General features: G+C 37.3%; 35 protein-coding genes and 1 tRNA gene. 29 read left to right on the top strand and 7 right to left on the bottom strand.

The features are described from left to right. Nucleotides 1–254: 254 nt before the first annotated feature. Genes G7Y42_RS06460 through G7Y42_RS06445 form a run of 4 tightly spaced genes read left to right on the top strand, consistent with a single transcriptional unit; the run spans nucleotide 255 to nucleotide 2,343 of the window. Complete coding sequence (locus tag G7Y42_RS06460; protein WP_165004657.1) at nucleotides 255–791, top strand: flavodoxin; 537 nt, start codon at nucleotides 255–257, stop codon at nucleotides 789–791. Nucleotides 792–793: 2 nt separating this feature from the next. Then, complete coding sequence (locus G7Y42_RS06455; protein ID WP_165004659.1) at nucleotides 794–1,120, top strand: carboxymuconolactone decarboxylase family protein; 327 nt, start codon at nucleotides 794–796, stop codon at nucleotides 1,118–1,120. 46 nt (nucleotides 1,121–1,166) lie between these two features. After that, nucleotides 1,167–1,580 (top strand): cupin domain-containing protein, encoded by a 414-nt coding sequence (locus G7Y42_RS06450; protein ID WP_165004661.1) that lies wholly within the window; start codon nucleotides 1,167–1,169, stop codon nucleotides 1,578–1,580. Nucleotides 1,581–1,593: 13 nt separating this feature from the next. After that, complete coding sequence (locus tag G7Y42_RS06445; protein ID WP_165004663.1) at nucleotides 1,594–2,343, top strand: SDR family oxidoreductase; 750 nt, start codon at nucleotides 1,594–1,596, stop codon at nucleotides 2,341–2,343. Nucleotides 2,344–2,521: 178 nt separating this feature from the next. Here G7Y42_RS06445 and G7Y42_RS06440 read toward each other — a convergent pair whose 3' ends face one another. Together G7Y42_RS06440 and G7Y42_RS06435 are read right to left on the bottom strand one after the other, a co-directional pair. Next, the gene (locus G7Y42_RS06440) at nucleotides 2,522–2,860 is read right to left on the bottom strand and encodes a hypothetical protein (RefSeq protein ID WP_165004665.1); all 339 of its coding nucleotides are present in this window, start codon (nucleotides 2,858–2,860) and stop codon (nucleotides 2,522–2,524) included. Continuing rightward, complete coding sequence (locus G7Y42_RS06435; RefSeq protein WP_165004667.1) at nucleotides 2,829–4,157, bottom strand: DUF1576 domain-containing protein; 1,329 nt, start codon at nucleotides 4,155–4,157, stop codon at nucleotides 2,829–2,831. Before G7Y42_RS06435 ends, G7Y42_RS06440 begins: the two co-directional genes overlap by 32 nt. Before the next feature lie 255 nt (nucleotides 4,158–4,412). Here G7Y42_RS06435 and G7Y42_RS06430 point away from each other — a divergent pair, with 255 nt between their 5' ends. Both G7Y42_RS06430 and G7Y42_RS06425 read left to right on the top strand, forming a co-directional pair. After that, nucleotides 4,413–4,979 (top strand): TetR/AcrR family transcriptional regulator, encoded by a 567-nt coding sequence (locus tag G7Y42_RS06430; RefSeq protein WP_165004669.1) that lies wholly within the window; start codon nucleotides 4,413–4,415, stop codon nucleotides 4,977–4,979. A gap of 188 nt (nucleotides 4,980–5,167) precedes the next feature. After that, nucleotides 5,168–5,255 (top strand) — tRNA-Ser (locus G7Y42_RS06425). A gap of 51 nt (nucleotides 5,256–5,306) precedes the next feature. Here the strand turns inward: G7Y42_RS06425 and G7Y42_RS06420 are convergent. The 5 genes from G7Y42_RS06420 to G7Y42_RS06400 form a co-directional block, all read right to left on the bottom strand. Next, the gene (locus G7Y42_RS06420; RefSeq protein WP_165004671.1) at nucleotides 5,307–6,512 is read right to left on the bottom strand and encodes a site-specific integrase; all 1,206 of its coding nucleotides are present in this window, start codon (nucleotides 6,510–6,512) and stop codon (nucleotides 5,307–5,309) included. Between the two features lie 137 nt (nucleotides 6,513–6,649). Further along, nucleotides 6,650–7,555 (bottom strand): LysM peptidoglycan-binding domain-containing protein, encoded by a 906-nt coding sequence (locus G7Y42_RS06415; protein WP_165004673.1) that lies wholly within the window; start codon nucleotides 7,553–7,555, stop codon nucleotides 6,650–6,652. Nucleotides 7,556–7,641: 86 nt separating this feature from the next. After that, nucleotides 7,642–7,842 carry a hypothetical protein gene (locus tag G7Y42_RS06410; protein ID WP_002317583.1) on the bottom strand — a complete coding sequence of 67 codons (201 nt, stop codon included), beginning with the start codon at nucleotides 7,840–7,842 and terminating at the stop codon, nucleotides 7,642–7,644. Between the two features lie 28 nt (nucleotides 7,843–7,870). Next, a complete protein-coding gene (locus G7Y42_RS06405) occupies nucleotides 7,871–8,293 on the bottom strand; it encodes an ImmA/IrrE family metallo-endopeptidase (protein ID WP_165004675.1) in 423 nt (140 codons plus the stop codon). 15 nt (nucleotides 8,294–8,308) lie between these two features. Continuing rightward, nucleotides 8,309–8,728 (bottom strand): helix-turn-helix transcriptional regulator, encoded by a 420-nt coding sequence (locus tag G7Y42_RS06400; protein WP_165004677.1) that lies wholly within the window; start codon nucleotides 8,726–8,728, stop codon nucleotides 8,309–8,311. A 296-nt stretch (nucleotides 8,729–9,024) separates the two neighbouring features. On the opposite strand from G7Y42_RS06400, the gene G7Y42_RS06395 reads away from it, so the two are divergent. The 23 genes from G7Y42_RS06395 (at nucleotide 9,025) to G7Y42_RS06285 (ending at nucleotide 23,845) form a co-directional block, all read left to right on the top strand. Beyond that, a complete protein-coding gene (locus G7Y42_RS06395; protein ID WP_165004679.1) occupies nucleotides 9,025–9,207 on the top strand; it encodes a helix-turn-helix domain-containing protein in 183 nt (60 codons plus the stop codon). Nucleotides 9,208–9,217: 10 nt separating this feature from the next. Further along, nucleotides 9,218–9,484, top strand: a complete 267-nt coding sequence (locus G7Y42_RS06390) for a hypothetical protein (protein ID WP_025481550.1) — start codon at nucleotides 9,218–9,220, stop codon at nucleotides 9,482–9,484. 13 nt (nucleotides 9,485–9,497) lie between these two features. After that, entirely contained in the window at nucleotides 9,498–9,779 is a 282-nt protein-coding gene (locus tag G7Y42_RS06385; protein WP_165004507.1) for a hypothetical protein, read from the top strand. Between the two features lie 14 nt (nucleotides 9,780–9,793). After that, nucleotides 9,794–10,114 carry a hypothetical protein gene (locus tag G7Y42_RS06380; protein ID WP_165004681.1) on the top strand — a complete coding sequence of 107 codons (321 nt, stop codon included), beginning with the start codon at nucleotides 9,794–9,796 and terminating at the stop codon, nucleotides 10,112–10,114. Between the two features lie 18 nt (nucleotides 10,115–10,132). Next, a complete protein-coding gene (locus G7Y42_RS06375) occupies nucleotides 10,133–10,426 on the top strand; it encodes a VRR-NUC domain-containing protein (protein WP_165004683.1) in 294 nt (97 codons plus the stop codon). Next, nucleotides 10,416–11,609 (top strand): DEAD/DEAH box helicase, encoded by a 1,194-nt coding sequence (locus tag G7Y42_RS06370; RefSeq protein WP_165004937.1) that lies wholly within the window; start codon nucleotides 10,416–10,418, stop codon nucleotides 11,607–11,609. Before G7Y42_RS06375 ends, G7Y42_RS06370 begins: the two co-directional genes overlap by 11 nt. 5 nt (nucleotides 11,610–11,614) lie before the next feature. After that, complete coding sequence (locus tag G7Y42_RS06365) at nucleotides 11,615–11,821, top strand: hypothetical protein (RefSeq protein ID WP_165004685.1); 207 nt, start codon at nucleotides 11,615–11,617, stop codon at nucleotides 11,819–11,821. Further along, nucleotides 11,796–12,695, top strand: coding sequence for a lambda-exonuclease family protein (locus G7Y42_RS06360; protein WP_165004687.1), 900 nt, complete (start codon nucleotides 11,796–11,798; stop codon nucleotides 12,693–12,695). Before G7Y42_RS06365 ends, G7Y42_RS06360 begins: the two co-directional genes overlap by 26 nt. After that, entirely contained in the window at nucleotides 12,695–13,006 is a 312-nt protein-coding gene (locus G7Y42_RS06355; RefSeq protein ID WP_165004689.1) for a hypothetical protein, read from the top strand. The genes G7Y42_RS06360 and G7Y42_RS06355 overlap by 1 nt, the downstream gene beginning before the upstream one ends. 195 nt (nucleotides 13,007–13,201) lie before the next feature. Then, the gene (locus G7Y42_RS06350; protein WP_165004691.1) at nucleotides 13,202–13,426 is read left to right on the top strand and encodes a hypothetical protein; all 225 of its coding nucleotides are present in this window, start codon (nucleotides 13,202–13,204) and stop codon (nucleotides 13,424–13,426) included. 67 nt (nucleotides 13,427–13,493) lie between these two features. Next, entirely contained in the window at nucleotides 13,494–13,712 is a 219-nt protein-coding gene (locus tag G7Y42_RS06345; protein WP_165004693.1) for a hypothetical protein, read from the top strand. Then, on the top strand, nucleotides 13,709–13,915 hold the full coding sequence (locus G7Y42_RS06340; RefSeq protein WP_148411348.1) for a hypothetical protein: 207 nt from the start codon (nucleotides 13,709–13,711) through the stop codon (nucleotides 13,913–13,915). Before G7Y42_RS06345 ends, G7Y42_RS06340 begins: the two co-directional genes overlap by 4 nt. Further along, entirely contained in the window at nucleotides 13,912–14,829 is a 918-nt protein-coding gene (locus G7Y42_RS06335) for an AAA family ATPase (protein WP_165004695.1), read from the top strand. Before G7Y42_RS06340 ends, G7Y42_RS06335 begins: the two co-directional genes overlap by 4 nt. A 32-nt stretch (nucleotides 14,830–14,861) precedes the next feature. Then, a complete protein-coding gene (locus tag G7Y42_RS06330; RefSeq protein WP_165004697.1) occupies nucleotides 14,862–15,380 on the top strand; it encodes a DUF669 domain-containing protein in 519 nt (172 codons plus the stop codon). A 17-nt stretch (nucleotides 15,381–15,397) separates the two neighbouring features. Next, nucleotides 15,398–16,960, top strand: a complete 1,563-nt coding sequence (locus tag G7Y42_RS06325; protein WP_165004699.1) for a hypothetical protein — start codon at nucleotides 15,398–15,400, stop codon at nucleotides 16,958–16,960. Nucleotides 16,961–16,979: 19 nt separating this feature from the next. Next, on the top strand, nucleotides 16,980–18,839 hold the full coding sequence (locus G7Y42_RS06320) for a phage/plasmid primase, P4 family (RefSeq protein ID WP_206215443.1): 1,860 nt from the start codon (nucleotides 16,980–16,982) through the stop codon (nucleotides 18,837–18,839). Between the two features lie 367 nt (nucleotides 18,840–19,206). Next, nucleotides 19,207–19,686, top strand: a complete 480-nt coding sequence (locus G7Y42_RS06315) for a hypothetical protein (protein ID WP_165004701.1) — start codon at nucleotides 19,207–19,209, stop codon at nucleotides 19,684–19,686. Nucleotides 19,687–19,955: 269 nt separating this feature from the next. Further along, nucleotides 19,956–20,342 (top strand): hypothetical protein, encoded by a 387-nt coding sequence (locus G7Y42_RS06310; protein WP_060789834.1) that lies wholly within the window; start codon nucleotides 19,956–19,958, stop codon nucleotides 20,340–20,342. After that, nucleotides 20,323–20,724, top strand: a complete 402-nt coding sequence (locus tag G7Y42_RS06305; protein ID WP_165004703.1) for a Rho termination factor N-terminal domain-containing protein — start codon at nucleotides 20,323–20,325, stop codon at nucleotides 20,722–20,724. Before G7Y42_RS06310 ends, G7Y42_RS06305 begins: the two co-directional genes overlap by 20 nt. Continuing rightward, on the top strand, nucleotides 20,721–21,101 hold the full coding sequence (locus G7Y42_RS06300; protein ID WP_002304435.1) for an HNH endonuclease signature motif containing protein: 381 nt from the start codon (nucleotides 20,721–20,723) through the stop codon (nucleotides 21,099–21,101). Before G7Y42_RS06305 ends, G7Y42_RS06300 begins: the two co-directional genes overlap by 4 nt. Before the next feature lie 110 nt (nucleotides 21,102–21,211). Continuing rightward, nucleotides 21,212–21,664: a P27 family phage terminase small subunit gene (locus tag G7Y42_RS06295; protein ID WP_069972692.1), complete on the top strand. Its 453-nt coding sequence runs from the start codon at nucleotides 21,212–21,214 to the stop codon at nucleotides 21,662–21,664. Further along, nucleotides 21,661–23,388, top strand: a complete 1,728-nt coding sequence (locus G7Y42_RS06290; RefSeq protein ID WP_165004705.1) for a terminase TerL endonuclease subunit — start codon at nucleotides 21,661–21,663, stop codon at nucleotides 23,386–23,388. The genes G7Y42_RS06295 and G7Y42_RS06290 overlap by 4 nt, the downstream gene beginning before the upstream one ends. Further along, nucleotides 23,360–23,845 (top strand): hypothetical protein, encoded by a 486-nt coding sequence (locus tag G7Y42_RS06285; RefSeq protein WP_165004707.1) that lies wholly within the window; start codon nucleotides 23,360–23,362, stop codon nucleotides 23,843–23,845. The genes G7Y42_RS06290 and G7Y42_RS06285 overlap by 29 nt, the downstream gene beginning before the upstream one ends.

Genomic DNA, 23,845 nt, shown 5'->3' with positions numbered 1-23,845 from the left:
ACTACTACTTTATATGAAAAACCGACGAATCCGCCATTTTTTCGGATGACATCTAGCAAACATTTTTGTAAGTTCAAGGTAAGTATAAAAGATTCGAGCGAAAAAAACATCCTACTAAAGACTTATTTAATTTTTCCAAATTATAAAAAAAGACTCTTCTATGCCTATCAAGCATAGGAATGGAAGAGCATAAGCATTAGACCTTATCGATAATTAGCGTAATATAGAAGACACAGGAGAGGAGAGTGAGCACAATGGCTATCATCATTTATTTTTCTCGTTCTGGAGAGAATTTCGTTCATGGCAAGATAAAAAAACTGCCAGTCGGACATACCCAGATTGTTGCTGAGAAAATCGCTGATTTGCTACAAGCAACTCTGCTCTCTCTTCAGCCCCTAGATGCCTATCCGAGAAGCTACAAGGAGACGATCGAACGGGCAGTGGATGAACTGGGAACTTCCAGAAATCTGGAAATCGAAATACTACCTGAAGATCTTTCGCAGGATGAAGTCGTTTTTTTAGGTTACCCTAACTGGTGCAACACGCTTCCAGCAGTCGTGACATCATTCTTAAGACAGCATGATCTTTCGGGAAAAACGATCTATCCATTTTGTACACATGAAGGAAGTGGATTCGGCAGTAGCTTGAAGAAGCTTAAGACCCTATGTCCCGAGGCGGATGTGAAAACCGGTCTGGCAATACGGGGATCAAGGGCAGAAAAATCAGACAAAGCGATTCAATATTGGCTTAGCCAAGTTGGTTCGTTGAATCATAATAAAAGGAGAGGATAGCAATGGCAGAAAAACAAACAGCAGGACACGAACAGTTGGGAGAGTTTGCACCAAAATTCGCGGAATTAAATGATGAGGTGTTATTTGGAGAAGTATGGTCAAGAGAAGAAGAACTGGCACTGCACCAGCGCAGTCTCATTACCATCTCTGCGTTGATCTCCGGCGGTAATTTTGAACAGTTGCCTGCACATCTGAAAATCGGGAAGCAAAATGGTATAACGAAAGAAGAAATCGCGGAAGTGATCACCCATTTATCATTTTATGTAGGTTGGCCAAAAGCATGGTCTGCCTTTAATATAGCCAAAGAGATCTATCAAGAAGATAAGTAAAAAAGGAATAAATAAAAAAACGAATAGATAAAGGAGAATGAGAAAAATGGAAAAAAATGAAGAAGTGAAAAACGGCGTGATTTTTCCGGCTGGAGATAAGAACGAAGCTTATGCAGATGTATTTACCGGGCAAAGCTATCTAAAGATGCTTGTTAGTGATCCAGACGTTTCTGTAGGCGTAGGGAATGTCACATTCGAACCAGGTTGCCGTAACTATTGGCATGTGCATACGGATGGCTATCAGATCCTTTTAGTCACTGGTGGCGAAGGCTGGTATCAAGAAGAAGGAAAAGCACCACAACGATTAACACCGGGAGACGTCGTAGTGACGAAAAAAGGAGTCAAACACTGGCATGGCGCAACAAAAGACAGCTGGTTCGAACACTTGGCGATCACTGCAGGTGCATCAGAATTTTTAGAACCAGTCACAGATGAAGCATACGATCGATTGGATAACTGAGGAGGAGTACACAATGGAAAATATCAAAGGAAAAGTAGTCATCATCACAGGCGCTTCTAGCGGAATCGGCGAAGCAACGGCACTGCTGCTGGCAAAAGAAGGCGCTAGGCTCGTATTAGCAGCAAGAAGAGAAGAAAAATTAAAAGCAATCGTAGAAAAAATCAACGCTGGATCCGGTGAAGCAGTCTACCAAGTAACGGATGTGACAGATCCAAAAGACAACCAAAGACTTGTTGCATTTGCTAAAGAGACTTATGGAAAAGTGGATGTCATTTTCCTGAATGCCGGAATCATGCCAAGTTCCCCACTTTCTGCCCTGAAAACAGATGAATGGAACCAGATGGTCGATATCAACTTAAAAGGAGTTCTCAATGGCTTAGCTGCTGTTTTACCTGAATTCATTGCGCAAAAATCCGGACATGTAATCACCACATCATCCGTTGCCGGATTAAAAGCTTATCCTGGAGGCGCAGTGTATGGCGCAACGAAATGGGCAGTGAGAGATCTCATGGAAGTGTTACGAATGGAATCAGCACAAGAAGGAACGAATATCCGCACAGCTACGATCTATCCAGCTGCCATCAATACAGAGCTGTTAGAAACAATCACAGATGAGTCATCAGCAGAAGGAATGACCGCATTATATGAACAATACGGGATCACACCTGATCGGATTGCTCGCATCGTTTTATTTGCGATCAATCAGCCAGCAGACGTCAATGTCAGTGAGTTTACAGTTGGTCCAACCACGCAGCCATGGTAGAAAAAAGGTTGTCAAAAAGCTACTCTGCATCAAGCAGTAAGGACAATCAGAGAAAAATAGCTTCTTAATATTTTTCATCTGGTTGGGCTTAGTGTCGAAGCTGCAAGCTTTTGAACACCGTTTATTCGAAAAACCGGAGCTGAGACAAGAATTTTGTCTCAGCTCCGGCTTATTTTTTCTAAGAAGGACTTCGGAAAACCTTGATATTTAAAACAGGCTGATCGTACATCACTTCGACATCATCAATCAAACTCCCTAGCAAATGATAATCTTCGCGGTCGTGACAAGGATTTCCCAGTAGTTCCTGATAATAGATATCCATACTTGGATCGCGAGGATGATTCATCAATTCTGCAAAATCGGTCAAGTCATCTGGTTGTATCTCTGTTTCCCCTTGGATCTCGATAAAGAAACCTTCTTCGGTGAATGTTATCCCGATACGTATATCGGTTATTTCGTGAGAATAGAGGTAAGTGAGCAGCTCGTCAATGATTCTTTTTGATAATTCTTTTTCCAAGATGTCTTTTTTCCTTTCTGATAGCGGTAAAGTTGTCTAGGATAGGAACTAAAATACCCGCAACGAATCCCGTCGAAAAGCCGCTATTGTATAAATTCAACCCGCCATGCAAGGAACTGACATTGTGGACTAGTGCAATATGTAGAAAACCAGCAAGCACGCCATAAATACTGCCGTAAAATCCACTGATAGGCGCAAGACCTGTTCCAAATGCGGCTGCAACAAGCATTCCTGTACTAGTTAGCTCATGGAATGTGCCTAAGAGCGAAGCCAGATAAATCCCGATCAGTATCGGGAAGCTGTTTCTTACATGACTCCCAAATGCACTGAACCCGAATGCAGACAAGATAGCGCCAATGACCGGGCCATTCAATTTTCCTCCGATGATGAGAACATAAGAAGAAAGGAGTAGCCCAACAAGTCCCATATTAATCAAGGTCGCACCAATACCCGAATTGGCAATGAAATCAGTCGTCAGTTTTCCAGAAGTTTCGAAAATATCTCTAAGCCCTGTCAGCCGATAGGAATTGAAACAAAATCCGCAAACGGCTGTTAAACAGAAAAACGTCAAGAGAATACACATCAGCGGGTAATGGTACTCAGTGGAAGTCAGTGAATGTTCTTCAATCGTATAGCTAAACAATCTCAGGATACCAGTAAATGCCATTGCAAGCAATCCTGAAGTAAACCCGATATTATACAAAGTGAATCCTCGATGAAAAGTCAATGTCTGGGCAGCTAAAGGCGGGAGCAAAAGACCAATGATCACACCAGCCAGATTTCCTAAAAGAATGCCCCAGACAAAAGGAAAATCCATACCGAACGTGATATAGCTGACGACTGGAGATAAAGCACTTCCGAATAACCCGATCATGATATACTGAGAAAAAGGTTTGTGGACGAAACGCGCATAACAGTAGACCCCTAGAATGATCGAAATCGAGTTGTACAGATTCTTGCCGAAAAAGGAAAATCCTGTCACTGTCAAAATGGAAGCGAACATCGGACCATTCAGCATCACCTGATGACGATAAGCTAAGAGAACTGAAAGCAGCGTCAATATCCCGACATTTATAAATGCGCTTCCAAAACCACCTAAAGCTAAATAATCTGTCAAGAGGTTGCTAGGGGAAGTCAAAATGACAGACAGCCCCTTCCAATTGGCAGCAGGGCTCTCAGAAACCAAACCGACAAGTAAAAAAAACAGACCAGTAAATGTGAGATATAGATACTTTCTTTTCTGTGAAACGATTCTTTTTTGAGGATGAATATAAATAACGTCAGTTTTATTTTTCATTACACACCTTCTTTTTCGTTTTCTTTAACTATAACTTGAATGAAAAGAGAAGGTCAACTATGTTTCATATTAAAAATAAAAAATGTAAGGGGACTCATTTATTTTAATCAAATCTTCTATCTATTGCTGCTTTGTTAAAAATTCATAAGAAAAATAGTTAAAACATAACAATTTGAGTAAAATATTTGCCAAATTCACTAAAAATCGGTTACAATAAAACAACATATACTGCAGTAAAGAAGTGGGGGAGTTTTAATGAGAAGAAAAGTCTATACCAAGGATCAAATTCTAAAAGCTGCTTATGATGTTGTTGCAAAGGAAGGGTTCAAAGGATTTACTGCGCGGAATATTGCGAAAAAAATGGGGATTTCCACTCAGCCAATCTACCTCGAATTCAAAAACATGGAAGATTTGAAGAACACGTTACTGGATTCTATTTTTGAACAACTCAAAGAAGAGGTATTCCCTGTTGAACGCACTGGCGATAAGATTATCGATTTGGGATTGAACTACATCTACTTTGCAAAAAAACATCATAGTCTCTACATGGCGTTGTATATCGATGAGCATGGAGACGGTAAGAAAATGCATGATTTCTCTTATAATTATTTCCGAGAAATAGTCAAAGAGGACGAGCGATACAACCAGCTGTCTGACGAATACATTGATGCGCTGCACACAGGGACATGGGTAACTGTTACTGGCCTAGCCTCTTTGATGTCATCAAACATCATGCATCCGACAGAAGAACAGATCATTGCATTGATCAAACGGACCATCGATTCGATCTTGGCGTTAGAAAATCCTGAAAAAATCAGCTGACAGCTTTTATACGAGGATAAGCCCGTTGACTAGAAGATCCGTCAATGGGTTTGTTTTAGTGGGAGCAATACAGACGCTGATGGAAAAGAAGCCAAGTGTACGTGAATAGAAAGAAAAAACGTTTTCGCCCATCTTTCTTCAGAAAGACCCTTGACATTTTACGAAAAAAGTTTAAAAATAGAATCTGCGGAAGGTTGGCAGAGTGGTAATGCACCGGACTCGAAATCCGGCGAACCGGCTAATACCGGCGCACGGGTTCAATCCCCGTACCTTCCTTATATATCAACGATTAGACACGATTTCGATCGTGTCTTTTTTTGTTGTAATTTAGCCTAAAATATTTTTTGACTCCCCTTTTGACTCCCCCTGAGTACTATTCTTCATAAATGCTACAAAATTATTGATGACTTTTTTGTTTTGAGTTTCAGTTACATGAGTGTAGATATTTGAAGTAGTTTGAATGTCTGCATGCCCTAAACGTTCCTGAACATCTTTTAAAGAAGCTCCTGATTCAAAAAGGAGAGAGGCATGAGTATGTCGAAAACCATGAGTAGTGATTCTTTTAGTCAATTCTGGATGATGCTTATATATGACATTAAGCCACGAACGTGAAACTGTAGGGTTATAGAGAAGACCATCATGGTGAAAAATTAAGTTTTCGCTTTGGATTGTAACGGTCGTTTTGTTTTTTGTATAATACTTTCTCAATAAACTGATCAAATCATTGTCCAGATAAATTTTTCTTTTTCCAGATTTTGATTTAGGAGTATTTACGATCAATCTCCCTTGATAACCTCTTGTTACAGTTTTATTAATATTGAGTGTTTTGCTCTTAAAATCAATATCCGACCAGGTCAGTGCAAAAGCTTCTCCTTTTCTTATACCTGTAAAAGCCAATAGGGAAAAGAATAAATATCTTTCATCATCATCGTTTCTTATTGCTTCTAGAAATTCGATTAATTCTTCTTTAGTATAAAATTCGATATTTTTATCTTCGATGTCTAGAGCTTCTCCGCGTGGAACAGAAACTAATTTCATAGGATTGCTAGTTATGATTTGTAAAGAAGCAGCATAATCAAAAACATTAGATGTGTAATTTTTTATTTTCTTAAAAATTTTAGGATGGCTATCAGACCAAGTATTTACTGCTTCTTGACAGAAAAAAACGTCTATTTTGTCAATGAACTTATCTCCAAACACTTTTAAGATATGTGTGTCAAAAATTTGTTTGGTGGAGGACCAAGTGCTTTCTTTAACTGTCTTTTTATAATTCTCAAACCATAAGCTGTAAACATATTCGAATTTCTTGCTCTTTTGAGCTGTAGAAGCTTGCAGTCCTTTTTCCTGTATATCTGCCTCCAATCTTTTTAAAGCTCTCTCAGCGGCTAATGGCGTACTAAAACCTCGTCTCGTTGTTTTTCTTTTTTTCCCTGTTAGCGGATCAACTCCTAAGTACAGACTAAACTGATATTTTTCTTCGCCTTTTTTTGTTAAGTGTTTTTTAATTCGTTTATCAATTTCTTTTTTTGCCATCTTTTATCTTTCCTTTCGTACGTTTGTTCGGTTGTACAGTGGATTTCGAGATGGTAAAATAGGGTACAACAAATAGACCTACTTTACCGTAGCTCTTTGCACATTTGCGTTCTTGGTCGGTCGGCAAATGTGCTTTTTTATTTGATTCTTAATTCTTGTCCTGGATATAGGAAGTAATTATTTGGGTCAATTCCATTTAATGCAAACAATTGATCCACCGTTATACCTACACGTTCTGCTACTTGTTTTGGACTTTCTCCTGATTGTACAGTAGTCGTCGAGCCAGCAGATGTTTCCGTAGACGAAGAAGCGGGTGGAGCTGGTTGTGGTGGCTGACCTGCAGGTACATAATCTTGCGGAACTGATTGTTCAGTTGTACTAGGTGCCGTCATTCCTTGTTCCACGTTTGAACTTGGAGTAGCTTCTGCGTAGTTTTCTACACTTTCCGCTGAGTAAGTACTACTAGTTTCAGGAGGCGTGTTCTGCGCAATAGCAGCTTGTTCTACTGTACTAGAAGATGTAATAGTACTTTCTGTTGTAGTCGAAGATGATTGTTCGTTGCTACTTGTTGAGCTAGTAGTTGTTCTAGATTCTTTAGTTTTTTCCTTTTTGTAGGGTTTTAAAACTAATTTCTCTTTATCATCAGATTTATTAGATTTTTCTGGAGTCAAAATAATGTTTTTGTCTTCTTTGCTAACGGTATACTTGGCATCGTTATTCTTGTCTTTGTCGTCTTTCCAAGTCATAACATTACCTTCGAGTGTGTATTCAAATTTATAATTCATTTGATCAACTAGGCTTTTAGCAAATTCTTCTCCCATGGCTTCCCACTCATCGCTAGCTGTAGATTTCATTTTGCTTGTGTCAACACTAAAAGAAACGATATGATCAGAAAATGATGCTATCATATTTGGTTCATCATCTTTGGTTGCTTCAATCAACCAATCATTAGCTTTTAAATCATCTGTGGTTACTTTTTTCCCACAAGCAGTGAAGAGTAGTAGGGAAGCAAGAACTAACAGACTTCCTATCATTTTTTTCATTTTTTATTCCTCATTTCTATGATATGATTTTTATTGGGGAATCTTAGAAATAAGGTTTCGAGTCCGTGTTGCCGCACGGGCTTTTTTTATTTAAATAAATCCCAAAAACTGAATGTAGTTTTCTTGTATACTTTGTTGTAAGCAGCCTTTTTTGGGTCTTTAATCCAGCCGCTACCTTTTTTTCCATAACCAGGAATAACTGCTTTTTTTACTTTTCTTTTTGCTTTTCCAGTGGTTCTAGCGCTTATGGATTTTTTTATACTTGGTTTTCTCATTCCTATTTTCACCTATATCCTCCTTATGTTGTATTATAATTCACAAGAAACGAACGAATTCATCTGGCAATCCAAAGCAGACGAGCTTTTCATATTTTGTCATATGATCAAAGCCATCCAACGTTGGATCAACAACCAGATGAGTTGCAAAATAGTTTGCTTCTTTTTCAATTTTTAATTCAGATACTAGTGTTTTTTTAGACAACATAGGTGTGTTTTCATTTGGATGTAAAACACAGTGACCTAACTCATGACTACAAGTTATCCATTTTCCTATCTCATCTAAATTAGAATTTATATGAATCATTTTTATCTGTTTGAATTTGCTGTAATATCCGTATATATCTGCTAAATCCTCTTCAACGACCATTATTCTTAATTCCCGCGCTATTCTAAAAGGATTGCGTGTTTGATAGGTTTTTACCAACTTCTCAATTTTTTCATCAATGTGGGGTAAATCCATGGGCGACAATCTCCTTTAGTTACGGTACTTTTTAGGTGTATATTTTTTCTTAGCTTCTATTTTAGCTATTCGCAACGCGTTCTCTAAAGAAATAATGAGGGCTTCACGTGTTGCTTCGCTCATTTCGCCATCTTTCTTTGAAAAGGCAATTCCATCAGCGTTAGACAAATCATCGATTAATGATTGTAATTCCTTTTGAATGTCTCTCTCATCCTTTTCCGTCAAATCATAATATTTTTTCTTTTTTGTACGTCCTAGTAAATAATCTACAGATACGTCGAAATAGTCAGCAAGTCGAGCTAATTCTGTAGAATTAGGAGTTTGTCTTTTCCAACTGCCAATGTATCCGTTGGAATATCCGAAATTTATCTCCAATTGCCTAATAGAAAGACCTTTTTCTTTAGCTAAATCTTTTATTATTTCATAAGTATTCATTGATTTAACAACCTTTCTGAATGCTTACAAAAAAAAGTTTAGATAAATAATATAAAACTATTGACTAGTTTATATTAATAATCTATACTGTGTCTTGTAAACAAATTTAACAACTAAAAAGACAACAAAAACACTATTGATTAATAAATGCCAACCGCCAAGAAAGCTTTTAAATCAACGTTTTAATGTCTTATTTAACTATGGATTCAGTATAGATTAATAATCTAATAATGTCAATATAGTTTAGAAAATAGTTGTTAAATTTGTTTACTAATTAAAGAGAAGGGAGTAGGGAAATGGCAAACGAAGAGAAAGTGCGGCAAAAAATTTTAGATCATTTCAAAGAAAAAGGTTGGGGAATACCCGATGTTGCTAGTGCGTTGACTATCAGCGAGCAATATCTCAGAAAGATTTTAAATAACCCAGGGAAATACCCTGAACAAATAACCGAAATAATTGCACGTTACAAAATTCGATAGGAGGCTAGTCATGAATATTCTAAGTGAAGAGTTTCTGACTCGTTTGAGAATCGCAATTGTTGAAGTTGTGAAGGATGCACTTAGTCAGCTTTCAAAAAAGAATTTGTCAGAAACACGATACTTGAAAAAAATCGAAGCTAGAAAATATGTGGGAGGTGTAAATGATCAAGGCTTTGAGAAGCTAGTAGCTCATGGGTTAAAAGAAATTCGTATAGATGGCTTTTTAAGGTATGACAAAAAAGACATCGATGAGCTGATGGCTAAATACAAAATCTAAAAGGAGGACATACATGACAGAGATCACAATTACAGACGGACATATGTCTCATACCGTCAAAACGAAAGAAGAGGCACAACGTATTATTGATCGATATTTTTCAGAAGGGAAGGAGCATGTACACACGATGGAATTTAGAAAACCAATTAAGCGACGTATAAGCAATAAAATGCTGCTCGCAACACTTGCGGAACACAAAGAGCCAGTATACAAAGCTCGTCAGCTGCAAGCACTTTGCTATATCAGTTTAGTTCTAAACGTCATTTTATTGTCTGTTGTTTTTGCCATTTTATAAAAGGAGAGAAAAAGATGAATGCAACTCAAAAGGTTTTATCTTGTCATAGATCGGGAAACTTTATTCCGGCCTATGCCTTACAAAATAAACAAGTTACACCAGAGGAGATGGATGAGTTTCTAGCAGAAAACGACTTGGTTTGGACTGTTTCAGACTTAGGACCATGGCTTGGAATGGTGGCAATGTTTTATAAAAGGAACGAAGAATTTGACGATCCTAAGTCAAACGAAGCAAGTCAACCAAAAAGACGAACTGCTCTTGGGAATAAAGAATTTACCGAAATGAAAAAAAGACACGAACGCCGGCAAGCAAAATCGTGTCCTGAAAAATACTAATTACAAGGAGAGTTTAGCATGTCTGGGCCAGAAAAGAAAGCTGAGAACAGCATCAAGAAATATCTAGATAAACTAGGGGCCTACTATTTGAAAGTTCACGGATCCATGTATCAACCAGCTGGCACACCCGACATATTAGCTTGTGTCAATGGACGATTCGTCGGTATCGAAGTGAAGCGCCCAGGTGGTGGAACGGTTAGTGCCCTTCAAAAAAGCAAACTAAACAAAATAGAAAATGCAGGAGGTGTGGCAATTGTCGCAAGAAGCGTGGAAGATGTATCCACAGTGCTCAAACGCAGAAATGTTATATAAGTTTCAAAAGCAGTTAGTCGATAGCGCTGATCCTAATTTCCTATACGCAGCAGATACAGGAACAGGAAAAACAATCATGGCTATTCATCATTATTTGAAACACAGCAACGGTGAGCCGATTTTATTAATAGCTCCACCACAAAAATTAAAAGAAGGTGGATGGCGGAGAGACATTCAAGCCGTCTGTGACTTCTATAAAATCGAGATTCAATTTTCTGAAATGAGTTATGGAAAATTAGCTGATTTATACAAGATGTATAAAGGTTGGTTTGTAATATTTGATGAAGCTCACTACATCAAAAATCCAACGTCTCAACGTGGAAAAGCCGCAGCAAAGTTGGCCAAACAATCAAGTCATTTTGTATTGTTGACGGCCACGCCGGCAAGTAATGGTTGGGAAGACACGTACAACTATTTCATTATGTTTGGCTATTTCAAATCAAAAAAAGAAATGAATGATCGCTATGCAAAATGGGGCACGATGTATCTAGGAAATCGGCGAATTCCAAAAATTGAAGGATGGATCAACGAGGATCAGTTACATGATAAATATCATTCGTTCACTGTGTCTATTTCAAAAGATGAAGCTCTGGACTTGCCACCGTTGATTTTTGAAGACGTGAATTTTATGCGGTCATCTGATTATGACAAAGTGGCCAAGCAACGAGTGTTGGGTGCCGAAGAGTTTGACACACCTTCAAAACTGGCATACGGCTTGCGGTACTATGCGAATCAAAAAGATAAGTTAGACTACGCCGAAATGCTCTGTGAAGGGACCGAGAATAATATCGTCATTTTTTACTACTATCAAAAAGAAATTGATGCTCTAAAGAAAAAAATCAAAAATAAACAATTCTTTGAAGTGAGCGGAAAGGACTCTCATTTGCCGTCTAAGAGTTCTTGGAGCGAGTTGAAGAATAGTGTCACCTTTGTCCAATACATGGCTGGTAGTGCAGGAATTGAGCTACAGTACGCAAATACAGTCATTTTCTATACGCCCACCTATTCTTATCAAGATTACAGTCAAGCGTTAGGACGAGCTTATCGAAATGGTCAAACGAAGAAAGTAACAGTCTATCGTTTCATCACACAACGAACGATCGAGCAAGCTGTTTACGAGGCGTTAGAGAACAAGCAAGATTTTTCAGAAGAGCTTTATATGAGTACAAGAATGGGGGAATGAACTAAGTGGACAAAAACAGTTTGGCCCATTGGTTGGAAGATCTTGGCTTTGAAATGAATTCACTTAGTGAAGATGCTTTTACCAGAAAAGATATCAATCGATTCAGGTCAAGAAAAAATAAAATATTGATTCATTTTATTACAGTAACAGCCGCTATCGAAAAAGAATTAGAAGGTGAGGAAAACAATGTTCGGAATCGAAAAAGTAGATAAAAATGTTACAGAGAAACGTACGCAGTATGTTGGCGGATCAGATGTCCCGGTGATCTTAGGTCTATCGAAATACAAAACACAATTTGAGCTGGCCAAAGAAAAAGCTGGAATCGTTCAACCTGATAAAAGCAGCAATCCTTATATCCAATTCGGTAACAAGATGGAACCACTTATACGTGATTACATCAACACAATGAACAGCTTAAATTTTCATCCGGATACTTTTATTAATAAAGATGACATGATTCGATCGAATGTCGACGGTATTGATTTAGAAAACAAAATGTTACTAGAAATTAAAACACACGGAGCCAATCCAACTGAAAAAGTATACGAGGCTCAAATGCAATTGTATTTCCATCAAACCGATTGCGATTACGGATGGTTGGCCATGTATCACCGTCCAAAAGATTTTGATTTGGAGTTTGATCGAAAAAACTTGGTTATCAAAGAAATTGAACGTGATCAAGGTTATATTGAAAAAATTCTAGATTCAATCGAGACTTTCTGGATCAGAGTAGAGTATTTGAAAGAGAAACCCGATATGACGGAACAAGAATACTATTCCATTGGAAACGATATTGATAAATTAGTTGCTCGTGTCGAGCGCTTCGAACTTCAAATGCTTGAATTTGAAGAAAAGGCAAAGTTAATCAAAGCACAGCAGAAAGACTTTCGTGAGCAGCTCTATCAGAAAATGGAAGAAAACGACATTAAAAAAATTGATACTGGCGATTTAGTTATTACCAGAGTCTTACCTACTACTCGCCAATCAATAGACGGTACGAAGCTAAAAAAAGAAAAACCAGACATCTATGATCAATATCTAAAAGAATCACAAATCAAAGGTTCTATTCGAATCAAAAGGGTGTGATGATAGTGGACAAAAAAGAAGCTTGGAAAGAACTTCTTAGACTAACTTCGACTACAGCATGGATGTTTGATCCGGTAAAAGTGGATACAGTCCAAGCTTTAGCTAGAATTGCTAACGGTGAAACAAAAGTACGACAAAAAAAGAATCGCAAACGAGTTATCTGCGTTTACCACGAGGGCAAACTTTTAACAGATGGCTATGCAAAAACGTTGTGTCAGAGCTTTGGGATAAGCAGACAAGCTCTTCATAAGCGGGCTCGTATGCAATATATAGATTCAAAAGGCAGACAATTCAAGTATTTGGAGGAATAAAAAAACTGGAGGACAGCAAATGCGAATCTTAGAGATTGTTTGGAAAGTACTTAACCTAATTATTGATGTGTATTTTGTGTTTTGGTTAGTGTGCTGCCTTCTGTACGGATGCAAATGGCAAGTAGGAAATTTCATGAGCGTTAAATTGCCGGGGATATTGAGACGGAGTAAGAGAGTTTATAAGGAGGACAGCAGATGAATAAAAAAGTGGTAGGTAGTTTCAGACTGATCAAAGAGCAAGGGTACGGTTACAGAAAAGAAATGTCATCAAGTTTAGACAGAATCACCAAGCATACATTTATTTCTATGCTGATTGAACAGTTTGCTCATGAAGAAGGAATTCCACAAGAAGAATATACCAGGATATTAATTGAAGCTAATAAAAGACATCCATTGGAATTCGAGGAGGAATCTACATGATTTTTCTATACATCTTTGTTGTGATAACTATTTTTATACTCGTAATTTTATTCAAGGGGGAAAACAAATGATTCGACAATTACAAAAGACAACTAAATTCTACGCAACTACTCGTAAAGAAGCGGAAGAAGAGATCACCAAAATGCTTGATGAAACAAAGGGCTCTATTTTGAAACAAAATATTGTAGCCAAACACCATAAAGATTTTGGCGACTATTACGAAGCCCAGGTAACGGAAGAGTTTGCTCGTAGTAAAGAAATCGTAGAAGGAGGATTTCTAGCATGAATCAATTCAAAGTAGGTCAAACCGTAAAACTGATAAAAAAACTCGATGAGGGTCTGTCTGCTGAAATTGGAGACACTGGCAGAATTGAAGCGATGGATGATGATCCAGAGTATCCAATTGGTGTGTTCTGGTTTAAAGATAAAGATGAGGAAGCAGTGCATCCTAGCGAAATTATTATTGTAGAGGAGGAAAATCAAAAATGAGCGTACTACCACCAAACAAACCACAAACACCAAAAGACACACCACGAAATTTCTTTATCTGGGGGCCAACGATGGGCGGCAAGTCGTTTCTGGCTTCGCAGTTCCCAAATCCTATTGTTTTTAATACTGACGGCAATGCAGAGGCGAATACCGTTCCATCTGTTCAATTGCGAAACATCAAGGATCCAAACGGTAAAATCAAACGTTCCGTGATCGATCAGCTGGATAAATTGATTACAGCGCTGCAAACGGAAAAACACACTTATGAGACAGTCGTACTGGATGTTATCGATGATATTGTCGTCATGATCGAGCAATATATCTGTGACCGTGAGAACGTTGAAACATTGGGAGATATTCCGTATGGAAAAGGTTATGCAGCATTCACCAATATTTTCCAATCACTGGTTATAGAATTAAAATCTTTGCCGATGAATGTGATTTACATTTCTCGAAATGCCACCAAAATGGAAGGTCAAACAGAAATCGATATTCCTTCACTAAAAGAAAAACATCAAAACATCGTCAACGGAAACTGCGATTTATCTATCCAGTGCAAAAAGGTTGGGAAGAATTACATTCGTGTGGCCAAAGCTCGCCGTAAAGATTATATGCGTGATCAAGTCGATGATAAAGCAATTTTGAAAATTCTCGATTCAATCACTGGTGTATTCGGTAAATCAGCTAAGACAACCAAGAAACAACAAGACGAGATCGTCAAAGAAATTGAGAAAAAAGAAGATATTTTGACAGCTGCAGAAGAAAAGCCCAGTGAAGAGGTTGTTCAACCAGTTGAACCAATTGCCAAAGCTAAACCAGAAGCAAGAAAAACAGCTCCGGTTAATCAAACGGCATCTAAGACTCAACCAGCCACAACTACACAAAAAGCACAGCGAATCAAACCAAAAATTTAATAAAAAAAATATATTGAAAAGAGGAATTTAACATGGGTTTAAAAGATTTAGCAAACGAAGTATTAGCAGGATTTGATCCAAAAACAGATGATCCGAATGCAGGCGGATTTGAAAGCTTGTCTGATGGTGAATACGATGTACAACTAGAAAAAGCAGAACACAAAGTATTTCAAAGCGGTTGGGAAGCATTGTCCTTCGCTATGGAAGTAACAGTCGGTGAAGCTGCAGGGCGTAAAGAATTTGTCAGTCTAGGTTTTGATGAATCTGCAGTACCAAATTTTGTTTTACAAAAAAATATCAAGTTGGTCGGTAAACTAGCTAGTGTGATCGGATTGCAATTGTCCGATGATGATTGGGAAGATGAAGAAACACTAGCGCAAGCTTTCCAAGATGGTTTAGGGAGTCAATTTATTTTGAAAATCACATCATCACCAAACAAGAAGGATCCATCAAAGCCTTACAAAAATTATGATTTTATCCCTTATGATGATCAATCAGAGTTTTCTAATGTTGATGTTTCTGACATTTCTGATGAAGAACTTCCCTACTAAAAAAGGAGTGATAGCCAATGTTCACCTTTTACTGGTTATTCCAAAAAAATGATAGTTGGCTAGCCATATTTAAAACAGATGACAAAATAACCACTGCTACAGATAAAGAGAGTCTTGAACAGGCTCTCTCATCTGTTCATTATTTAGTCAGTTATGGCAATTACCAAACGAGTGATAAATTTTTGGCAAAGATTTTATCTGATGGAAAAAGTTCATTTCTTCAAAAATATTTGTCCATTGATTTAAGTCAAGAAGCCAGAAACTGTACGATTGAAGAAATTGGTTTTAATTTGCGAATGAAGATTAAAGCCAAAACACCAGAAGAATTTTGTTTACAGCGTATTGCAATTTGTGAAGCTATTTTTTCAGAACGTGAAGAATATTTGGAAACAAAGTTTGAAATTGTCAAAGAGTTTCAGCTAAAACCACGTTCGATCATGAAAACCAGGGCGAATTTAGCTGCTGAAATTCTTCAAGCTAAAAAAATGCCGAAACGTCCCAACATACTATTGTTTAAATTTGATCAATATGTTCCTTTTAATGAATTGCCAGAACGTCTAGTTCATTTTTATCAATCTATAAAAGATCGATATAAAAATACATTAGAAGAAAAATTGAAACAGGAAAAATTTAAAATGACATTGGCCAACTTGACACATACGTTTGGCGTCGGTGGTGTTCATGCAGCAAAAGAAAAATATCGAGGGGAAGGCTGCTTTTTATTGATTGATGTTAATCAGTTTTTCCCATCGATTATTCAAAATAATAAATTATTGAGTGTTGGCATTAAATGTCCAGAGATATTCGATGAACTTTACAAAAAGAAGGTTCAAACAGGGAAACTAGCTTATAAAATTTTGATCAATGCCATCAATGGCTCCATGAACAATCCATATTCAGCGTTGTACGATCCACAAAAATTCTATTCGGTTACGGTAAACGGTCAGTTGATTATTACTCACCTCATTCTAGTTTTAGAAAGTTTTTTTGAAGAGTTGATCCAAACAAACACTGACGGTATTGTAATCCGGATTAATCCTGTGATGGAAAATACGATTCGTGATCTTTTAGAACTATGGTGTCGACAACTACATTTACAAGTGAGTATCACGAAAGTCAATAAGGTATGGCAAAAAGACGTCAATAACTACGTACTACAAAAAGAAGATGGTCAATTGGTTCGAAAAGGAATTTTCGCAAAGCCAACCTATTTATCAAACAGTACACCAGTAATTTATAACGGTATTTTTGAAGCAGTAGTAAATGGAATAAAACCACAAAATTTTATCATTGATCAATATAAAAAAGAATCTCTTGAAGAGTTCTGCTTTATTGGGAAGCTCCAGGGAGATTTTACAGGAATAGAACAACAAACAATCAATGGATATATCAAATTGAATAAAACAATCTGTGGCATTGCCGCAAATAGTAATAAATATGGCGGTGTGTTCCAGGTAAGAAATGATCTGCATTCTAGGTTACCAAATTCTCCAGCGTCTTTTTTAACTTACGAAAAAGCGACAAAAAAAGATATAGACACCAAATGGTATATCGAACAAATTGAAAAAAATTGTTTTTAAGGGCAGGTGAAAAAATAGTGTGTTGAATTTTATCAAATTGAAGCCAGGTGAAAAAGTGCCTGATCAAAAAAGCCTAGAGGATTTTTATACCAACTTGGACAAACTGGATAATGCAGCTATTCTTTTAAATAAAGAAACAGTTGTAGTCGACTTTGATGAATATCCGGAAATTGGTCATAAGTTATTAGAAAAGTATCCAACACTGGCTTTTGAGACTAAACGAGGTATTCACCTGTACTATAAAAGACCTGTTCAAATTAATGGCCATAAAGTCCTTTTGCGAAATTGGACCAAAAAACTAACCGTTTCTGGCGCACAAGTCGATTATAAAACAGGAAACAAGTCGACTAGCACGATCAAGCAAAACGGCAAACTTAGAAAAATGCACGGTAGTTTAGAAATGTTCGATGATTTACCAACGCTGCCACTTGAATTGTTGCCACTCAAACTTAAAACAGCCCTCGCTGGCATGAAAGAAGGTTCTCGAAATAGTTCGCTTTACTCACATTTGATGGCCGTTCGTGAGATGTACGAGATTGATTATGATACATTGACAAAAATCGCCGAATTCATCAATAGTGAAGTATATAAAGAGCCGCTACCAGCAACGGATATCCATTCATTGGTCAATTCGGTTAGTGAGAAAGAAATTCGGGAACAACTTTATTTGGATCCAAAAGATATGATTGTAACAAGCGAAGTATTGGCCAAAGAGTTAGAAATTAAATTTTTCAACGGCGCTGTTTTTCATAAGGAGTCAAATTACTGGATCAATGATCGAAATAAATTGCTTCGTTTGATTGATAAGCGTATCAAACTGCTACCCGCTAAATGGAAACAGTTGGTTGATTTATTTCCTGTCAAAGGTGAATTGATTGAGACCTACGATTTTCCAATCCAATTCCGGAACAATTTTATGCTAGATGGCGGGGAAATTATTCCGATGGCCACAAAAGAGTTCACACCATACTTTTTAGATGTTGACTACGATCCAGACGCTTATGATCAAACAGTCGATGACTTTTTAAATTTCTTAGTATCGGATAAAAAGGATTTACGATTGATTGTGGAAGAGCTGCTTGGTCACATTTTAATGACTGCAGGTTTTCCCCACAAAGTATTTTTCCTAGTTGGATCTAGTGGAGCCAATGGGAAATCGACGTTCTTAGAAATGCTCAATGCCTTCATTGGTGATTTGGGGTTAAACTTAGCATTGGAACAGTTCAACGACCAAACTTCTGTGATGGAATTAGAGGGGAAATTGGTCAACGTCGGTGATGACATTGATGCAGGCTACATGGAAAAATCAATGAACTTCAAAACTTTGGCTTCTGGAAATACCATCATGGTCCGTCCCATCTATTCCAAGCCATACAAATTAAAAAATAAAGCTACATTGATATTTACAGCAAATGAAATGCCAACTTTTAAAGATAAATCAGGAGGGATCGCACGTCGTGTTGTCGTCATCCCTTGTGAGAACAAAGTAAAGAAAGCCGATCCTAAAATTGACGAGAAGCTATCCACAGATAACGCAAAGTCGTATCTCTTAAATATTGCATTACATGCGATGGAACGGATCAATAACAACGGCGGCCGCCTTTCCGCTTCCGAAACAGTCGAGAAGGTCACAGAAGAGTATTTTGTGGAAAGTGACTCACTCCTTGGATTCATTCATCAAATCGGTATTGATGAGAATATGATCGCAAAAGGTGTATATGAAGAATATCTGCAGTATTGTGATGAAGCTGGTTCTAAACCTTACTCGCAGCCAAAATTCACACAACGATTAAAATCGTTAGGTTATGAAAAAGCAAGACGTATGATGATGGGAAAAAGATATTTTTACTATAAAAAAGTTGATGGTAATGAAGAATAATTGCCACACTTTTTCGAATTTGCCACACTATTGCCATACTTTTTTCAAGAAAGTGTGCCACCTCCAAACCGTTGGTATTAAAGGGTTATTTACCCTATTGCCATACTTACCATACTTTTTTTTATTACTTAAAGAAAAAAGAAGAATATATAATATTAATAATATATATATAAGGGTGGCAAAAAGTATGGCAAAGGTGGTAAATGACTTGTATCCTTTGGGAGAGTAAGGATACAAGGTGCCACACTTTGAAAATTAGGTGTGGCAAAGGTATGGCAATGCCACACTTTTACGTTAAAAATAAAAAAAAGCCACCTCTTTATGAGATAGCTGCCCATAACTATTTTACCATAAGGAGATGGCATTTGTGAGATTTCAATGGTTGAAAGATTATCAAGAACTGGAAGAACAGATTTTGTACTATGAGTGGAATCTAAATAAAAGCAAACTTGAATTGGCTCGTTGGATCAGCGGTGACTTATCAAATGTTCGTCTCAATAATAAATCTCGTTCTTCATCACTTGAAGAGAAGATTGAAAAAATATCAAACGAACTCGTTCTATTGAACCAGGACAAAGATGAAATGCTTCGGCTGATCAAAACCTTCAAAGGTCTGGAAAATGAAATCATACGAATGAAGTACATTGAAGGATTGAGCTTAGAACAGGTAGCTGAAAAAACTCGATATAGTGCTTCTTATATTAGAAAAAAACATGCAGAAATTCGAGGAAAGCTAGACTTTTTAGATGAATACGAAGCTAGTTTTTATGATAGGCAGAAGAAGAAAAATGAAATTGATTATTATGATAAACAAAGAGAGTCTGAACAGCAAATATCACTTTTTTGAAAAATCCAATGTTCACTAAATGTTCACTCATTTGCGCTATGTTTCTATTGCTTTAAGCATGATATTCTATTAGTGTCAAAAAAATATGAAAGAGCCAAGATATCCCAACCGTTTTATTAATTGGTATCTGTGGCTCTTTTCTATTGCCTTTGATTAGGCAGCAGCGCACAAAAAAATAAACACGTTCTTGTCGTCTTTCAACTGCTGCTGTCTGGTACATAAAGAATCACTCGCTGAGTGGTCTTTTTATTTTGAAAGGAGTTTTATCTATGAATGATTTTCATGAAGCGGTACTTAGCATCGAGGTAGAACCAAGTCTGGCCACTGCATATAAAAAAGCGATTGAAGATGACAACAGTAGGCATTGGATTAAAAATGAAATAAAAGATGCCGATGGAAATATTGTGATTAGCGATATCAAGCCAAGCTGGAATGGCAACCACTGTAGTGTCAGTATTGATAATAGCCTGACTATTGAAAAATATTCTGGAGCAATAGTTGATCGAACAGAACGGAAAATTCAGCTGACCATAGCATTGATCTCTAGGACCTTACCTAACTTAAAAGAACAGGTTGAATGGTATGAGCGAATGGGTGCAAAAGTAATTAGCACAAATTACAAAGGAGAGAATCAAAATGGCAATGATCAAAATTAGAACATCCATCACGGGAACAGAGTATTGGGATTCAGAAAAGAAAAAGACTGTTGTAGTTCCGAAAGGTCAAGAACCTAAATTTGATACAAGTGAACAGACTGATATGACTGTAGTTGCCAAGGCAATCGTTGGTGATGGTGTCTTGTTCAAGAGTGGTGAAGAAATTCATTTATCGGGAGAAGAATTAGATAGCGATGGAAACACCGCTGCTGACTTTGATGGAGAAAAAGTTACCGATGATCAGTTCGATGGAACAACAGATGAGTTGGAAGATATGACTGCAAAAGAATTACGTGCATATGCTAAGAAACATGGCATTGATATTCCTGGTGCTGTCCGTGCAAAAGGAGACATCATCCATCTTATTCGTGAAGCAGAATGAAGTACTGTCAGTTTGACGGATGCACGAACAAGATAGCAAAGGGTATCTACTGTACTGAACACAAGAGATCAAGCAGATCACGCAAGAAGAAGCAGCAAGCAAAGTCTGTTTATCATCATGAGAACAAACCATTCTATCGAACGCAAGCATGGAAAGATATGCGCCAATTTATTTACGAAAGAGAAGGTGGCCACTGTCAGCGATGTGGTCAGTTCATCTTTGGAAAGAGGGCACACGTCCATCACATTGTACCAATCAAAGACAATGAACTGCTTAAGCTTGATCCAAACAATCTCATGCTTTTATGTTCAAAATGTCATCCAATTGTTGAAAACGAAACAGAAGACAAAAAAGTTTTTCCTTCGTATTTTAATTAACCCCCCCTATCCATTTTCAAAATTTTTTCGCGTGGGGAGATAGGGTAGCGGGGAGTCACGCGCATCGTTAGATCAAATTTTTCAAAAAACAAAGGGGGGTGTACACAAATATGACGACTAAAGTGCAACGTAAAGCGATTGTTGATGAAAAAGTAAGTGCTGAAAAAGCTCGTATTTTAAAAATAATGAATTTGTCTGATTTGTACACCATCACTCTTGATCCATTAATCGAATCATATTTGGATATTTTTGAAATTTACCAACACAAATATCTTTTGTGGAAGGAAAAAGGCTTTCCGGAGACGCAAAAATTCACGAATAAATCAGGGGCCACTAATCAATCGAAGCATCCATTGGCGCAGCAAGTAGAAACTTGGGCAGATAAAAAAATGAAAGCTCTAGATTTGTTGGGGCTAACGAATAAGGCTAAAACTGGTAGACAAATAACTGGCGGATCGACTGCAAGAAAAGATGAAGAAATTACACGTCCAGAAGAAAAGCCAGTAGATGAACTAGCAGCGCACAGAAACAAATGGCGTAAGAAGGCAGGTACTGAAAAATGATCGAACCTGGTGTAAATTATGCCGATTTATTTTCAAAAGAAGTAAGAAAGAAACCTGGGAAATATCCTAAAACTGTTCGTTTGGCAGTGGATCGTTGGTATCGGTGGAAAAAACGTAAAGATATTTGGTTTGATGTAGATCGTGCGAATGAAATGATGGACTGGGTTGAGTCGTTTATTGTTCACACAAAAGGTGAGATGGTTGGAAAGCCATTCATTTTAGAACCTTGGGAAAAATTTATTTACTCGTGGATGTATGGATGGGTTAAAGAAAATGAAAAAGGGCAAATTGTCCGTGTTACTCGTGAAGCGTATGTCCAAATCCCTAAAAAGAACGGTAAAACATTGATCGCTGTCGGTTCATTAGGCTATGCAATGTATGGAGAAGGTGCCTTGTCAGTCGATTGTTATGCATGCGCTTCTGACTTTGCTCAAGCGCAATATGCTGCCAAACCTTTTGCAGCTACAATATTAAACAATCCAATTCTACTTGAAGGAACTAAAATATTTAAAGGACCAAAGGGAACTGTTTCTAGTATTACTTATGATTATATTCATGAAGATATGGCTTATTCTAATAAATTTATTGTTCAAACGAAGAATATCGATAACATTGAAGGTTCTAATCCATATTTTGTATTGAATGATGAGCTGCATAAGCAAGAGAAAATGGAACAGTATGACAATTTTAAGTCTGCTCAGATATCTTTACCACAACCATTGATGTTTAACATTTCAACTGCTGGGAAAGGTTCCTCGTCGGTTGGGATGCGCGTATATCGCGAAGCAAAAGAAGTGTTGAAACGCGATGATAATGATTCGAACTTTGTTTTAATCTATGAGCCAAATAAAAACTATGATTGGACGGATAGAAAAGTCTGGGAAATGTGCAATCCTAACTGGGGAATATCAGTTGATCTTTCCGCCTTGGAGTCAGCGTTTAAAACGGCACAACGTTCAGCCCATTCAAAAGCCGAATTTCTAACGAAGCACTTAGATGTATTTGTAAACGGTGCGGATAATTTCTTTGAACAGGATCAAGTAGAGCCGTGTTTGGTTACTACCCAAGAACTTGGAAATTTAAGCGGTGAACCTTGCTACATTGGTTTGGATTTATCACGCACACGAGATTTGACCTGTGTGTCTTTAAACTTCCCAACGTGGGATGAAGATGGAAAAGCGGTTCTTAAAGTGAAGCAGCTTTATTTTATTCCAAATGAAGATTTAGAGTTTCGAGAAAAAGAAGATAACGTGCCTTACAGCGATTTAGCTGAACAAGGTTTTGTTGAGTTTTGCGATGGAAAAATGATTGATCAAGATCAAATATTACAGTACATCGAAGACTGCATGGATTTATACGATATACAGCAAGTGAATTATGATCCAGCGATGAGCGACAAACTTGTTGAGAAATTGGAGAACTTAGGATTGGAATGCGTTGAGGTTCCCCAATATCCTAAAGTGTTGAATGCTCCTTTTGACGATGTCGAACGGTTGTTTTATGAGAAACGAATTCAATTTGATAATCCATTATTCCTTTATTGCACTTTGAACGTTGTAGCAATTACTAACATCAACGGACAAAAAGCGCCAAGTAAACGTCAATCAAAGAAAAAGATTGATGGTTTCGTGGCGTTTTTGTGTGGCCATAAGGAAACGATGAATCAGATGACAGATATTGATTCGGATGAATTAGATGAATATCTCGATAGTATCTATAGGTAAGGATGGGATGGTTGCTTTGAAATTTTTAATACCTAAAGAAGATGAGTATACGTTTGTTGCAAAACGAATAATGCCAAGTGGGATGACTGCTCAAATGACTTTTTATGGTGAGCATTGGGATAATCAAAGAACTGCTGAATTTACAGTCTGGTTTATTGTTTACAAAAAGAGAAAAGATATTTCTAATTCATTTCTCAAACAGACGGGAAAAGATGGTTTAAAGACGTTGCTTTTTGCAAAAGAAGCATTGGCTGAATTTGAAGAGTTTATTGTTTCAGAATTTGGACATTGTCACAATAAAATATTTATCAATATTAGTTGGGATGATAACCGTCGAAGGAACATTTATTATAGAGGTTTAAAAAGCAGAGGTTATTTCTTTAGAAATTTTGATGGGCGTAAGGTGTTATCAAAAGAAATAAATAGAAAGGCGGTGAAAAATATTGAAATTACGTGA

It is taken from the genome of Enterococcus sp. ZJ1622, assembly GCF_011038845.1.
GTDB lineage: Bacteria > Bacillota > Bacilli > Lactobacillales > Enterococcaceae > Enterococcus_B.
Note: the sequence above shows the minus strand (reverse complement) of the source record. Positions and strands in the feature narration are given on the sequence as shown.